Source organism: Paraburkholderia sp. SG-MS1, from assembly GCF_012275575.1.
Taxonomy (GTDB): domain Bacteria; phylum Pseudomonadota; class Gammaproteobacteria; order Burkholderiales; family Burkholderiaceae; genus Paraburkholderia.
This window is the reverse complement of the sequence record NZ_NPIH01000274.1, coordinates 104,174-118,947: the sequence shown is the minus strand read 5'-3', so window position 1 is coordinate 118,947 and position 14,774 is coordinate 104,174. Positions and strand designations below refer to the sequence as shown.

The 14,774-nt window shown below is 64.2% G+C and carries 11 protein-coding genes; 5 read left to right on the top strand and 6 right to left on the bottom strand.

The genetic code is table 11. The annotated features are described in order from the left end of the window. Window positions 1-217: 217 nt before the first annotated feature. The gene (locus tag CIC12_RS28110; RefSeq protein ID WP_168669065.1) at window positions 218-2,101 is read right to left on the bottom strand and encodes a bifunctional sugar phosphate isomerase/epimerase/4-hydroxyphenylpyruvate dioxygenase family protein; all 1,884 of its coding nucleotides are present in this window, start codon (window positions 2,099-2,101) and stop codon (window positions 218-220) included. A gap of 317 nt (window positions 2,102-2,418) precedes the next feature. On the opposite strand from CIC12_RS28110, the gene aroQ reads away from it, so the two are divergent. The 3 genes from aroQ to CIC12_RS28095 are packed head-to-tail and all read left to right on the top strand — an operon-like array spanning window position 2,419 to window position 5,228. After that, entirely contained in the window at window positions 2,419-2,874 is a 456-nt protein-coding gene (gene aroQ / locus CIC12_RS28105) for a type II 3-dehydroquinate dehydratase (protein WP_168669063.1), read from the top strand. Beyond that, entirely contained in the window at window positions 2,871-3,845 is a 975-nt protein-coding gene (locus CIC12_RS28100; protein ID WP_168669061.1) for a shikimate dehydrogenase, read from the top strand. Before aroQ ends, CIC12_RS28100 begins: the two co-directional genes overlap by 4 nt. 24 nt (window positions 3,846-3,869) lie before the next feature. Beyond that, a complete protein-coding gene (locus CIC12_RS28095; RefSeq protein ID WP_168669059.1) occupies window positions 3,870-5,228 on the top strand; it encodes an MFS transporter in 1,359 nt (452 codons plus the stop codon). Between the two features lie 106 nt (window positions 5,229-5,334). On the opposite strand, the gene CIC12_RS28090 is transcribed toward CIC12_RS28095, so the two are convergent. From CIC12_RS28090 to CIC12_RS28070, 5 genes are all read right to left on the bottom strand, one after another. Then, window positions 5,335-6,030, bottom strand: coding sequence for a TetR/AcrR family transcriptional regulator (locus CIC12_RS28090; RefSeq protein ID WP_168669057.1), 696 nt, complete (start codon window positions 6,028-6,030; stop codon window positions 5,335-5,337). Window positions 6,031-6,123: 93 nt separating this feature from the next. Next, window positions 6,124-7,413: an NAD(P)/FAD-dependent oxidoreductase gene (locus CIC12_RS28085; RefSeq protein WP_168669055.1), complete on the bottom strand. Its 1,290-nt coding sequence runs from the start codon at window positions 7,411-7,413 to the stop codon at window positions 6,124-6,126. 174 nt (window positions 7,414-7,587) lie between these two features. Further along, window positions 7,588-8,379, bottom strand: coding sequence for an anti-sigma factor (locus CIC12_RS28080; RefSeq protein WP_168669053.1), 792 nt, complete (start codon window positions 8,377-8,379; stop codon window positions 7,588-7,590). Beyond that, complete coding sequence (locus tag CIC12_RS28075; RefSeq protein WP_168669051.1) at window positions 8,376-8,948, bottom strand: RNA polymerase sigma factor; 573 nt, start codon at window positions 8,946-8,948, stop codon at window positions 8,376-8,378. Before CIC12_RS28075 ends, CIC12_RS28080 begins: the two co-directional genes overlap by 4 nt. 449 nt (window positions 8,949-9,397) lie before the next feature. Then, complete coding sequence (locus tag CIC12_RS28070; protein ID WP_168669049.1) at window positions 9,398-10,330, bottom strand: dihydrodipicolinate synthase family protein; 933 nt, start codon at window positions 10,328-10,330, stop codon at window positions 9,398-9,400. A gap of 147 nt (window positions 10,331-10,477) precedes the next feature. Here CIC12_RS28070 and CIC12_RS28065 point away from each other — a divergent pair, with 147 nt between their 5' ends. Together CIC12_RS28065 and CIC12_RS28060 are read left to right on the top strand one after the other, a co-directional pair. Then, complete coding sequence (locus CIC12_RS28065; protein WP_168669047.1) at window positions 10,478-11,467, top strand: LysR family transcriptional regulator; 990 nt, start codon at window positions 10,478-10,480, stop codon at window positions 11,465-11,467. Between the two features lie 194 nt (window positions 11,468-11,661). Further along, window positions 11,662-14,742 (top strand): transglycosylase domain-containing protein, encoded by a 3,081-nt coding sequence (locus CIC12_RS28060; RefSeq protein WP_168669045.1) that lies wholly within the window; start codon window positions 11,662-11,664, stop codon window positions 14,740-14,742. Window positions 14,743-14,774 lie beyond the last annotated feature (32 nt).

The following is a 14,774-nucleotide window of genomic DNA, read 5'->3' as shown; positions in this document are numbered from 1 at the left end:
CGCGGATGCCCGAGGTGAGGTCGCATGTGGCGTGCCTGAGACGGGTGACGGTGCGGCTGGAATTGCGCCGTCTGCCGGGTCTGCCGAACCGCTAAGCTTCAGACTGCAAGTATCAAGCTTGAAGCGCCAACGGCCAACCGCCGACCGCCAACTGCCAACCGCCAACCGCAAGCCAACCCCCGTCCCCGGTCCGCGCGAAAAGCAAACCGCCCGCCGCCTACTTGCGCCGCTGCGCCTGCGCAGCAAGCCGCACCGCAGCATTAGCCGCGCCATAACCGTCGTAGCCGCCACGCCGCTCGACGATCTCCAGGAAAAAGCGCTGATCCAGTTGTTCCGTGTAGGCGTGAAAAAACTCGCCTCCACGCTCATCGCGGTCGTACAGGATATTGCTGGCGCACAACGCCTGCAGCACCTCGTCGGGCAACGCGTAACGCGCGGCGAGATCGTCGTAGTAATTGCGCGGGATGCGCAATACCGGCAGGCCATCGGCGACGAATTCAGGAATCGCGCTGAAGATGTCACCAGTGCTGAACGCCACGTGGTTCAGGCCGGAGCCGTGATACGTATGCAGCGCTTCGGCCACCGCCGTGTGGTGATCGACCGATGCGTTCAGCACGATCCGCACCGACCCATCCCGGCTGCGCAGCGCGCGGCTGCGCACTAGTCCGTACGGGTCGGGCACCAGCACGCCCGGCTCGGCCTGGAAGCCCAGCGCGGTTCTCAAAAACAACACCCACGTATCCAGCGAATTCGCCGGCACGGACAGACACACGTGATCGATACGGGAAAGCGGCCCCACTTCAGTCGGACCGTTGACGTCGGTGAGGATGAAATCAGCTTCGAACAGCGTGGGCTGATCCGGGGTTTCGTCGACGAAATAGTTCAGGCTGCTGTCAGGCGCCTGCACGGCGGGCAGCACGCGCTCGTTCGGGCCGATCTGACCGGAGAACGGCGCGTAGCCGAAGCCGGCCGCGCGTTCGAACGCCTGATTGGCGTCGTCCACGCGAAACGCCGACGCGCACAGCGACAGCCCATGCTGCTGGAAGAACGCATTGGCGAACGAATCGGGCTCGGCGTTCAGCACGATCGACGCGGCGCCGTGTTGGAACAGCGTGACCTCTTTCGAGCGATGCTCGCCGGCCTGCCGAAAACGCAGCTTGCCGAGCCAGTCGACGAGTTGCGCGCGCGTGCTGTGGTCGACCGCGAACTCGAGGAACTGGTAGCCGACGTGCGCGGGCGCCGCCGGCGAACGGTACAGGTCGCCGACCGGTTGCGGAGTCGTTTCGAGCAGCGCGCGGGTCTGTTCTTCGAGGAACAGCAGCGAGCGGTGACCGTCCGCGGCCGTGATCGTGGTGGGGGAGGCGCGAAAGCCGTCGTTGAAAATCTCCAGCGAAAGCGGACCCTTATAGCCCGTTTTCACGACCTGCGCGGTGAAGTTCGCCAGGTCGAAATCGCCCTGGCCGGGGAAGCACCGGTAGTGGCGGCTCCATTCGAGCACGTCCATCGCGAGCTTCGGCGCGTCGGCGATCTGCACGAACGCGATGCGGTCGCCCGGAATCTCGGCGATTGCGTCCACCGTGTCGTTAAGCGACAGCGTGTGAAAACTGTCGAGCACGAGCCCGAGGTTCGGATGGTTCACCGCGTCGACGAGTTTCCACGCGTGGCGGTAAGTCTTGACGTGCTTACCCCATGCGAGCGCCTCATAACCGGCGATCACGCCCGCCGCCTCGGCCGCGCGGGCCAGCGCGCCCAGTTGATCGACCATCAGCGCATCGTCGCCGATGGTGTCGGGCGACACGTTGCTGCACACGAGAATGCGGTCCGTGCCCAGTTCGTGCATCACGTCGAACTTGCGTTTCGCGCGGTCCAGATTGCGTTCGAGGCGCTCCGGGCTCACGCCGTCGAAATCGCGAAACGGCTGGAACAGCATGATCTTGAGCCCGAGATCTTCCGCGATGCGGCGCACGTCGGCGGGAGAGCCGTCGAAATACAGCAGATCGTTCTCGAAAATCTCGACGCCTTCGAAGCCCGCCGCCCGGATCGCGGTCAACTTCTCGACGAGGGTTCCGCTAATCGATACGGTGGCAATCGAACGTTGCATGAACGGCTCCTGCAAAAACAATCAGAACGGCAGTGGAAGAATACGCACGACGGTTAGCGCGGCGCGCCCGCGCGTGTCGCGCGCTGCATGCTGCAATGCGCAAACACGCCGGCTGGTGATGTGCATGCGCAAGACGCAGGCCAGAATTGCCCACTCTAACGGAAGTTTCGCCAGTTTATACAAACTAACTAGATGGTACAAATTCGTAGAAACCCCCAATGACGAGACTCGTCGATGGGTGCACACTTCGCTCCACGTCGAGGAGCAACCACGAATGGCGTGGTCAGGTGGCGCCTTACTTTGCAGGAGTCGTTGTCATGAGTTTTGCCTCCGTACTGGTCCTCAACGGACCGAACCTCAATCTGCTCGGCACGCGCGAGCCGGCCATCTATGGCGCGGAAACGCTCGACGACGTCGCGAAGCTGTGCCGCGACGCGGGCGAGCGCCTCGGTCTCGGGGTCGACTTCTGCCAGTCGAACGCCGAGCATCAGTTGATCGACTGGCTGCACGCGGCGCGCACCAAGGTCGATGGCATCGTGATCAATCCCGCCGCTTACACGCATACGTCGGTTGCGATCGCCGACGCGCTTTCCGCGATCGACAAGCCGGTCGTCGAAGTGCATATCTCGAACGTGCATCGGCGCGAAGCGTTCCGCCATCACTCGTATGTGTCGGCGGTGGCGGACGCGATCATCGTTGGTTGCGGCACGCAGGGCTATGTCTTCGCTCTGGAGCGGATGGCGACCATCCTTAAGAATAGGGCGGCCAAATGAACACACAAGCGAACACACAAGCGAACACACGAGCGAACACACAAGCGAACACACAAGCGAACACACAAGCGAACACACAAGCAAACGTACCAGCGAACGCGCTGGTCAGCTCCCAGGCGACGCCGAATTCGTATCTGGTCGGCCTGATCGGCGCGGGCATCGGCGGATCGCTGACGCCCGCGATGCACGAGGAGGAGGGCAGCAAGCTCGGCCTGCATTACGTGTATCGGCGCATCGATATCGAAGCATTGAAGCTCGACGCCGCCGCGCTGCCGGACCTGCTGAACGCCGCCGAGCGCATGGGCTTCAACGGTCTGAACATCACGTATCCGTGCAAGCAGGCGGTGATTCCACTGCTCGACGAACTGTCCGACGACGCGCGCGCACTCGGCGCGGTCAACACGGTGCTGTTCAAGGACGGCAAGCGCATCGGCCACAATACCGACTGGTCCGGCTTCGCGCGTGCCTTCCAGCGCGGCTTGCCCGACGTATCGCTGGAGCGCGTCGTGCAACTCGGCGCGGGCGGCGCGGGCGCGGCCGTCGCGCATGCGGCGCTGCAGATGGGCGCGCATTCGCTCACGCTGTTCGACGTGGACGCCGCGCGTGCCGCTTCGCTCGCCGACGAATTGCAAAAGCGCTTTCCGTCCAGCACGGTCAGCGCCGGCACGTCGCTCGCCGAATCGCTCGCCGCCGCCAACGGTCTGATTCACGCGACGCCCACGGGCATGGCGAAATTGCCGGGCCTGCCGTTGCCGGTCGAATTGCTGCACCGCGATCTGTGGGTCGCGGACATCGTTTATTTCCCCATCCGCACCGCCTTGCTGCAGGCAGCCGAAGCCCTCGGCTGCCGCACGCTGAGCGGCGGCGGCATGGCGGTGTATCAGGCGGTCGACGCGATGCGCATCTTCACGGGGCTCGAGCCGGACGCCGAACGCGTGTATACGCACTTTCAGTCGTTGCTGCAACGATAAACAGAACGAGGAGACTAGCTCGACATGTCGCAACCGATTCAATCCACTTCTTCCAGCACGCCTCATCAGAAGGGCGCCACGGTGAACACCGCGCGCCGCTCGAAGGCCCGTTATCAGATTCTCGGACTGCTCGCAGTCGGCACGATGATCAACTATCTGGACCGCACGGTGCTCGGCATCGCGGCGCCGCAGTTGACCAAAGAACTTGGCATCAATGCCGCGATGATGGGGCTGCTGTTCTCCGTCTTTTCCTGGAGCTACGTGGCCGCGCAAATTCCGGGCGGCCTGTTTCTCGACCGCTTCGGCAGCAAGGTGACCTATTTCCTCTCGATGACGCTCTGGTCCCTGTGCACGCTCGCGCAAGGCCTGGTGCACGGTATCGGCGCGCTGTTCGCGTTCCGGCTGGGGCTCGGCGTGTCGGAGGCGCCCTGCTTTCCGACCAACAGCCGCGTGGTGGCCACCTGGTTCCCGCAAAGCGAACGCGCGATGGCGACGGGCACGTACACCGTCGGCGAATATATCGGCCTCGCGTTTTTCAGCCCGTTCCTGTTCATGCTGATGGGCGCGTTCGGCTGGCGTTCGCTGTTCTATGTGGTGGGCGGCGTGGGCATCGTGTTCGGGCTGATCTGGTGGATGTTCTATCGCGAACCGCACGAGCATCCGCGGGCCAATCAGGAAGAGCTGGACTATATCGAAGCGGGCGGCGGTCTCACGCATAGCCGCAAGAGCGACGCCGTGGCGGCGCCTGCGAAGAGCGGCTTCGAATGGCGCACCATCGGACGCCTGCTCAAGCATCGTCAACTGACGGGCATCTGCCTCGGGCAGTTCGCGGGCAATTCGACGCTGGTGTTCTTCCTCACGTGGTTTCCCACGTACCTCGCCACCGAGCGCCACATGGCGTGGCTGAAAATCGGCTTCTTCGCGATCATGCCGTTCATCGCAGCGTCGATCGGCGTGATGTTCGGCGGCGTGTTCTCCGACTGGCTGCTGCGCCGCGGCATCTCGCCGAACGTCGCGCGCAAGCTGCCGATCATCGCCGGCCTGCTGCTCGCGTCGACCATCATTCTCGCCAACTATGTCGAGAGCAACGTGGTGGTGATCGCGATCCTGTCGGTGGCGTTCTTCGCACAGGGAATGGCCGCATTGGGCTGGACGCTCGTGTCGGATATCGCGCCCGAAGGGCTGCTCGGCGTGACCGGCGGCATCTTCAACTTTGCCGCGAATCTGGCCGGCATCATCACGCCGCTGGTGGTGGGTTTCATCGTTGCGGCAACCGGCTCGTTCGTCGGCGCGCTGGTGTTCATCGGCGCGGTCGCACTGATCGGCGCGCTGTCGTACATCTTCATCGTTGGCGATATCAAGCGGATCGTGCTGGCGGATTGAACGGCCTTTTATTGGCCCAATGAGAAACGGGACGTGGGCCAAAGCCCACGTCCCGTTTTCATTTTCATGCTGGCCTGACACAGGGCGATACCGGTTCAGGCCCGCTTCAATCCTCCTTGCGCACGAAACGCAGCACTGCGTCGACGATCATCGCGCGATGCCTTGCGCGCAGGCGCGGATGAGACGGATCGCGGCCGAACGCGGTGCCGAACGTATGGCGATTGCCGACGCGGTGAAAGCACAACGAGCTGATCAGCAGATGCAGATCGATCGGATCGAGGTCGCTACGGAACTGTCCGGCGGCGATACCGCGCGCGAGCAGATCTTCGATCGTGTGAATGACGGTGACGTTGCGGCCCTTGAACGTCTTCACCTGCTCGACGTACTTCGCGCCGTGAATGTTTTCGATGGTCACGAGGCGCACGAAGTCACGCTGACGGTCGTGATAGTCGAACGTGAATTCGACCAGCGCGCGCATGCCTTCGACGGGATCGAGTTCGCTGACGTGCAGATCCTGTTCGAGCGCGCGAATGTCGCCATACACCTTTTCCAGCACGGCCTGGTACAACCCTTCCTTGCTGCCGAAGTAGTAGTACAGCATGCGCTTGGTGGTGTTCGTGCGTTCCGCGATGGCGTCGACGCGTGCGCCCGTCAGTCCCATCGCGGAGAATTCCTGGGTCGCGACGTCGAGGATGTTGCGCTTCGTCTGTTCGGGGTCGTACTTGCGCCGGGCGTCTGCACGCGGCGTATCGGACGGGATGCCGTTGGTATCAGGCTCGGCGGCCTTGCTTCCCTTTTTCATTGTGTATTCGAGCGGCAGTGACGGCGCATTCTAGCATGGCGAAACTGGCCTCTGGCGCGGGTCTCGGGCATAAGTGGCGGCGTATTGGGATGGTCAGACGACGGAGCGCGTGGGCCGGCGGCGCGCGGCGAGCGCGTCGCGCGTCTGCATCGTGGTGTAGGTCAGTTGCGCGGCGGCGAGACCGAGCGCGCCGAAGGCGGGTGTCAGGCCGAAGCGCGCGAACGCGTCGGGCACCGGACGCTCGCCGGCAATGGCCGCCGCGAGCAGTTCGCCGGACACGGTGGTCGGCGCCATGCCGTGTCCGCCGAAACCGACCGCGTACCAGACGCCGTCCGCGCTGCGGCCGATTTGCGGCATCTTGTGCCGCGCGTAGCTCATCAGGCCGCCCCAGGCGTACTCGATCCGCACATCGCGCAATTGCGGATAGACCTTGAGCAGATCGCGCCGCAGCAGTCGCGCGATCGTGTCGGGCGAGCGGTCGCGCACCGAGATGCGGCCGCCCCACAGAATGCGCGTGTCGGGCAAGGGCCGGTAGTAGTCGAACGCGAAGCGGGTGTCGTAGACGGCGGCGCGCGTGTCGATCGCATCGTGCAGGCGCGCGCCGAGCGGTTCGGTCGCCATCACGTAGGTGGCGATCGGCAGCACCGCGCGTTCAACGCGCGCGTAGACGTTGCGCGCGTAGCCGCCCCCCGCCATCACGACGTGGCGCGCGTCGAGCGCGCCTTGCGGCGTGTGCACGACGAAGCCCGCGCCCGCGCGCTGCAGGCGCACGACCGGCGAGTGCTCGTGGATCGTGACGCCCGCGCGCGCCGCGGCATCAGCGACGCCGAGCACGTACTTGAGCGGATGAAAATGGAACGCGTTGCGCTCGAACAGGCCGCCGTGATAGCGGCGCGTCTTCAGTTGCGAAGCGAGTTGCGCGGCCGGCACGGGTTCCCATTCGACGCCGAACGATTCGCGCATCAGGCGCCGCTGCGCATCGAGGCGCGCCGGTTCGTCGAACCAGTTCGCGAGGATCACGCCGGCATCGGTTGCATCGCAATCGATCCGGTAGCGCGCAATGCGCTGGCGCATCAGATCGACAGCGTCGGTGGTCAGCGTATAGAGTTCGCGGGCGTGAGCGGGGCCGAGGGATTTCAGCAGGTCGGCGCAATCGAGGCTGTAGCCGCCGAACACAAAGCCGCCATTGCGTCCCGATGCGCCGAAGCCCACCTGCTGCGCTTCGAGGACGACCACCTCGCCGACGCCGCGCTCCGCGAGTCCCAACGCCGTCGAGAGGCCAGCGAGCCCGCCGCCAATGATGCAAACAGGGGCGCTGCGCTGGCCGGCCAGCGGCGCATAGGTGGATGGGCGGGTGACGGTGGCTTCGTAAAAGCTTTGCATGGGGCTAAGGTACCCGCAATCGCGCGCTCGCGTCCAGTTGCGCTCGGGTGGAGTGACAACGAAGGGGCGCAGCGTCGCGGCATCGCTCGGCGCTCAACACTCAACACTCCAAACAAATGTCCAGCACCCGCACGCAGCGAACGCCGGCCTCGCCATACGGCTAAAGACCCCAGCTTACGACACCGGCAGCAGCTTGCCCGTCAACACGACCGGACCACTCGGCGCATGGTGGTCCGGCGAGCCGCCCGGCGCTTCGATCGATACCGCAAGCGCCTCGTAATTCTCAGGCTTTTGCTGACCCGCGGTGACCGTGCCGGTCGCGCTGTCCGGCAGCAAGCCGAGTGACACCGGATGCCCATTCGCCGGAATGCCCCACAGCTCCATCGTGCGGCCGGGCGGCACGTCGACCTTGCCGAGCGGTTGGAGCGTCATCGTCGAGCGGCCTTCGTCCCACGCGAGCAGCATGACCGGACGCGCGTCCGTGCTGTTGAGCACGGCGACATGCGACACGGACGGTGCCGGTTTCTGCGCGATGGTCGGCGCAGGTGTCGGCGCAGTCGGGACTGACGCGGCCGGCAACAGCGCGCGCACCGCGACCACCACGGCGATGGCGGCGAGCGCCGTGGCGCCGATCGCCCAGCCGCGCCAGAACGCGAGGTTGTCGACTAGTCCGCGCGAAGGACGCGCCGGCGTTGCCGCTCCACTACGCGGCCGCGCGGCTTCGCGCGCGGCGCGCAGGCCGAGACGCCGCTCGATCGCTTCCCACACGGCCGCTGGCGGCATGCGCGGCTCGGCGAGTTCGGCCATCGGCGCGAGGTGCCGCTGCCAGGCGTCGATCGCGGTACGGATCGACGCATCCTGGTCCGCATACCGTTGAAAGCGCCGCCGGGCGGCGCCGCGCAACGTGCCGAGCACGTACTCGGCGGCCAGCAGATCGACGAGCCGAGGATAGCGAGTCAAATTCATTGCTCGCCTCCCAGACAGGTTTTCAGTTTGGCGAGGCTGCGTCTGATCCAGGATTTGATGGTGCCGAGCGGCACCCTCAGCATGTCGGCGATCTCGCTATGGCTCCGATCGCGCAGGTAGGCAAGCGCCACCGCCTGTCGCTGCGCCGGTTCCAGCTGCTGCATGCAGCCGGCCAACAGGCGTGCCTGCAGGCTGACCCCAGTCAACGCTTCGGGATCCGGATCGCTGCTTGCCACGAGATCGTTCAACACATCGCTCCATTGCGTCTCCTGCGTATCGACCCGTCGCAGGTGATCGAGAGCACGGTGTCGGACGATCGCGGACATCCACGTCATCGGTGCGGACAGGGCGCGGCGATAGTCGCCGGCGAAGCGCCAGATATTGACGAAGCTCTCCTGTAAGACTTCTTCGGCCCACTCATGCCGGCTCAATATATGGAGCGCGAGACCAAACAGTTTGGGGGCGGCGAGCTCATAGAGCTCGCGCAACGCCGCTTCATCTTCCCTGGCAATGCGTTCGAGCAACTCGGCGAGGGTCTCCGGCGTCAGTTCTCGAGGATCGGCGGTCATGGAAAGAAGTAGGGTGGGCTTGCGGGCCTATGTTACTCACTTTCTTCCCGGCCTTATATGCGGGTTTTTCGCGCGGCGTGCATCCGTGTGGCGATGGAATGCGTATAGCGCAACAGAGGGGCAAAGGAGGGTAACGGAGGCTGGCGTTGCGCTTATGCGTGCGGCCTCTCGACCGCAAACGAAGCGGTGCGGCTTAATCGGATAGCAAGAGCAAGAACGCACGAAGCGTGCGCAGGTAGAGGAGTGCCGTTGCACGGGCTCGAATCGGCAGCCGGTCGCGGAGCCACGCGATGCAGGACGGACAAGGCATCGCGGACGGGTTTGACGTGGTGTTGCTTGAGCGTAGCGCTCCTTCCTGTGAAGGTTCGAACCCTTGCCGAGTGCCTGGCAAGCGTTCGAAGCGGAAGGGATTCGCGGCCGCGTTTCGACCAGCGCCCGACTAACGCCTTTTAACGACCCCAGCGCAACACCAGCGGATCGAGTCGCCGCGCGACTTTCAGCAAACCTTCGCGAGTGGCCGGATGCATCGCCGGGAGCGGATGACGCACCGCATCCGAGCGGATCACGCCGCCTTCCTTCATCAGCGCCTTGCACGAGGCAAGCCCGCCCTGGCGGTTTTCGTAGTTGATCAGCGGCAGCCACTGCTGATAACGCGCGGCGGCCGCTTCGGTATCGCCGGCCGCATAGGCGTCGACGATCAGACGGATGCCGTCGGCATAACCGCCGCCGGTCATCGACCCAGTCGCGCCCGCATCCAGATCGGCCATCAGCGTGATCGCTTCTTCGCCGTCCCACGGACCCACGATCGCATCGCCGCCCAGTTCGATCAGCTCGCGTAGCTTGTTCGCGGCTTGCGGCACTTCGATCTTGAAGTACGACACGTTGTCGATCTCGCGCGCCATGCGGGCGAGAAACGGCGCCGACAACGGCGTGCCGCTCACCGGCGCGTCCTGGATCATGATCGGAATCTGAATTGCATCGGACACCGTACGATAGAACTCATAGACGCCACGCTCGCCGATACGGATCGTCGCGCCATGGTACGGCGGCATCACCATCACCATCGCGGCGCCTGCGGCCTGCGCGCTGCGGCTGCGTTGCGCGCACTGATACGAGCTGAAATGCGTGGTCGTGACGATCACCGGCACGCGACCCGCGACGTGTTCGAGTACGACGTGCATCAGCGTATTGCGCTCGTCGTCGGACAGGGCGAACTGTTCAGAAAAGTTAGCCAGAATGCACAGCCCGTTCGAACCCGCGTCGATCATGAAGTCGATGCAGCGTTTCTGGCCTTCGAGGTCGAGCCGGCCGGCGTCGTCGAAGATGGTCGGCGCGACGGGGAACACGCCGCGCAATGCGGTGGGATGCGATGCCTGGGTCATGGTGATGTCGTTGTCCGTGGATGATCGGTGAAGCTGTTTGAATGTCTCCACCGCCGACTATACGGCGGCCCGCGCCGCAGGTATATTGAATTGTTTCCATCTTGTGATCGCTTTTACGACTCACCTCCTGAAATTTACACTTGTTCCATGAAAGACACTCTGAACGTGCTGTTGTCGAAACTGCGCATGAAGCAGCTGCAACTGCTGATCGCGCTCGACGACCTGAAGTCCCTGCACAAAGCCGCCGGCGCAATGTCGATGACGCAATCGGCGGCGAGCAAGGCACTGCAGGAACTGGAATCGATGCTCGACGCGCCGCTCTTCGAACGCTCGAAGACCGGCATGATCCCGAATCAGCTGGGCCACTGCGTGATCCGCTACGCGCGCCTCGTCGCGACGGACCTGACCGCGCTGTGCCAGGACGTCGCCGAGATACGCTCGGGGCGCGGCGGCCGGCTTGCGGTGGGCGCGATCATGGGCGCGATTCCGGAGTGCGTGGTGCCGGCGCTGAACCGGCTGCATGTGGGGCAGCCGAATCTGTCGATCGAAGTGATGGAAGACACCAGCGCGCGGATGCTGCTGCAACTCGACGACGGCCGGCTCGATCTGGTGATCGGCCGCGCGGCGGTGGCGGCCGATCCGTCAAAGTATCAGTACCGTCCGCTCGGCGACGAGCCGTTGTCGGTGGTGGTGGGCTACGGTCATCCGCCGTTGCCGAGGAAGGAGGTGCGGTTGCGCGATCTGGCCGGCCACCGTTGGGTGATGTACCCGTCGCACATGCCGTTGCACGCGCTGCTCGAACGGGAGATGGATCTCGCCGGCCTCGACATGCCGGACAACCCGATTTCGACGGCCTCCACGTTTGTCACGGTCGCCTTGCTGCAAAGCAGCCCCGAGCTGGTTTCCCTGCTGCCGACCGCGATTGCCGCGATGTTCGTCCGGCAGAAGATGCTGCGGGTGGTGCCCGTCAAACTCAAGTCGCCGTCACAAACCTTCGGCGTGGTGACGCGCAAAGGCGGCGTGTTGTCGTCGCCGGCCGAACAGTTCATCGAGTTGTTACGCGACGCGGCGCTGGAGCACGCGCCGGCGCCGGCGCCCACGCGCAAATGGGTGGCGCAAAAGCGCAAAGCCGCCTGAAGCGGCACGATTCCGGCGCGTGAAAGACCCAAATATCTCACGCTAATTCGCGTTTTGCCATGTGCCGCGACGATGTGTTGTAGCCGCGACACTGTCGGGTTAATCCGAACCCATGGCGGCCCGAGGTTCCGCGCTACACTGGCTCCGAAGTCAGCCGGGTTAGGAAGCCTGGCGATCGCTCGGGGAGAGCAGCCATGAATCGGCCACTGCTTCGGTTTCCGCTTCGCGCGACCGGCACGACACCAGTGCGGAAGTGGTTCAAATGGGGGCTGGCGGCTGCGTTGCTGCTCGGGCTGGCATGGGCGGCGCGTTTCGTGCAGGTCGAGATCGAAACCTCACGGCTCCAGGCGCGCTACCTCTCCGAACTGACTCGCGACGTGGGCTATTCCATCGCCGACGGTCCCAGCCATTCGATCCGTTTTCCCCAAGCCGACAAAGGCCCGTACGACAGCCGTCTCGGCTATGCACTGCTGCCTTCGATCCAGCAACGTTTGCTGAAACGCGGGTTTGAAATCAGCGCGCAGGCACGCGATTCCGAGCGGATGCTGTCGCTGGCCGATAACGGTCTCTTCCTGCCATACGCCGAAAAAGACATTGCCGGGCTACAGCTTTTCGACGGCACCGGCGCGCCGCTTTTCGACGCCCGCTTTCCGGGCCACGTGTACGACAGCTTCGACGCCATCCCGCCGGTCATCGTGAACTCGCTGCTGTTCATCGAAGACCGCTATCTACTCGATCCCAATCAGCCGAACCGCAATCCGGCAATCGACTGGGGACGCTTCAGCCGCGCGTTGGCCGACCAGGGCGTGCGCGTTTTCAACAGTCATCAGCCTGCGCCTGGTGGCAGCACGCTCGCCACGCAGATCGAAAAATTCCGCCACTCCGCGGGCGGCCGCACGGCGACACCGCCGGAGAAACTGCGGCAGATCGCATCGGCGTCGGTGCGAGCGTATATGAACGGTCCGCAGACGTTGCCCGCGCGGCAGCAGATCGTGGTCCGTTATCTGAATTCTGTGCCGCTCGCTGCGCAACCGGGGATCGGGGAAATTAACGGCATCGGCGATGGCCTCGCCGCGTGGTACGGACGCGATTTCGGCGACGTCAACCGCTTGCTGAATGCGTCTTCGACTGCACAGAACCTGGCGGAGCAGGGCAAGGCGTTCCGCGAGGTGCTCTCGCTAATGATCGCGCAACGCGCGCCGTCGTATTTTCTGCATCGCGGCTATGGCGAGCTCGAACGGCTGACCGACAGCTATCTGCGCTTGTTGGCGAGCGGCGGCGTGGTGCCGGGTGAGCTACGCGATGCGGCGCTGTCCGCGCATGTCGAACTGCATCGCGCGCCCGTCGCTACGCAGAGCGCCGGGTCGTTCGTATCGCGCAAGGCCGTCACGTCGATGCGCTCGCATCTGCTGGCCTCGCTCGGCATGTCGAGTTTCTACGAACTCGACCGTCTCGATCTGCAGGCCAGAGGCACGCTCAACAACGCCGTGCAGCAGGCTGTCAGCGAACGGCTCGCCGCCGCCTCGACGCGCGACGGCGCGAAAGCCGCGGGACTCGTCGGCTTCGAGATGCTGCGGCCGTCTGACGATCCGTCGAAAATCGCCTATAGCTTCACGCTGTTCGAGCGGCGCGACGGCGCGAACCTCGTGCGGGTGCAAACCGATAGCGTGAACCAGCCGTTCGACATCAACTCCGGCGCGCGCCTGAACCTCGGTTCGACAGCGAAACTGCGTACCATGGTCACGTATTTGCAGATCATCTCCGACCTGCACGCGCGTTATGCACCGCTGAGCACAGCGGAGCTGAAAGCCGTGAAGCCTGATCCGACCGACCAGCTGACGCGCTGGGCGCTCGACTATCTCGCGCACACCTCGGACCGTTCGTTGCAGCCGATGCTCGATGCGGCCGTGGAGCGCAAATACTCGGCCAGCCCCGGCGAAACGTTTTACACGGGCGGCGGCGCGCAGAGCTTCAACAACTTCGAGTCCGACGACAACAGCCGCATCCTGACGGTGCATCGCGCATTCCAGCATTCGGTCAATCTGGTGTTCGTGCGGCTGATGCGCGACATCGTCCACTACGAAATGGTGCAGACGACGGGGCCCTCAGCGCAATGGCTCGGCGACCCGGCGATCCGCAAGATGTATCTGACGCGTTTCGCCGATCAGGAAAGCCGCGTGTACATGAACCGTTTCTACACGAAGTATCACGGCAAGACGCCGGATCAGGCGTTGGCGCTGCTGGTGCTCGGCGTGCGCAAGTCGCCGCCGAAGGTGGCAACCGTGTTGCGCAGCGTCGCACCGGACGAATCGAATGCGTGGTTCAACGCGCAGATGCGCGCGGCGCTGAAGAACACCCCGGCCGCGTCGATGCTCGACGATGAAGATCTCGCGAACCTGTACTCGAAGTATGCGATCGACCGCTTCAATCTGAACGACCGCGGTTATATCGCGAGTGTCCATCCACTCGAACTGTGGACGCTCAACTATTTGCGCGCGCATCCTGCCGCCACGCTCGACGAGATTCAGAAAGCGAGCCGTGACGTGCGGCTGTCGACCTATTCGTGGCTCTTCAAGACGCGTTATCACGCCACGCAGGATCGCCGCATCAAGCGGATGGTGGAACTGCGCGCGTACGACGCGATCGGCAAATCGTGGCAGGCGCTCGGCTATCCGTTCACGACGCTCACGCCTTCGTATGCGGCGGCGATCGGCGCATCGGGCGATCGGCCTGCCGCACTCGCGCAACTAATCGGCGTGATTGCCAACGACGGCAACAAGGTGCCGACCGAAAGCCTCACGCAACTCGACTTCGCGAAAGACACGCCGTACGAAACCCACTTCAAGCGCGCGGCGGTCGCGCCCGAGCAGCAGTTGTCACCGGAGATCGCCGGCGTGATGAAAACGCTGCTGCGCGATGTCGTGACGGGCGGCACGGCGCGGCGGCTCGCGCAAGGCATGACGTTCCCCGACGGCCAGACGCTGGCGGTGTACGGCAAGACGGGTACAGGCGACCAGCGCTTGAATGTCTATGCCAAAGGCGCGCGGCTGATCGAGTCGCGCAAGGTGAACCGCAGCGCGACTTTCGTGTTCGCGATGGGTGACCGTTTCTACGGCACGTTGACCGCATGGGTGCATGAACCGTATGCGGCGCGTTATGAATTCACCAGTGCGTTGTCGGTGCAGTTGTTGAAGTCGATGGCGCCCGTGTTGCAGCCGCTACTGGATAGTCCGAAGCCGAAGACGGGTGTGATGGCGAAGGTGGCGGCGAAGTGATGGCGCGAGCGTTGTGATGGCGTGTTATTTGC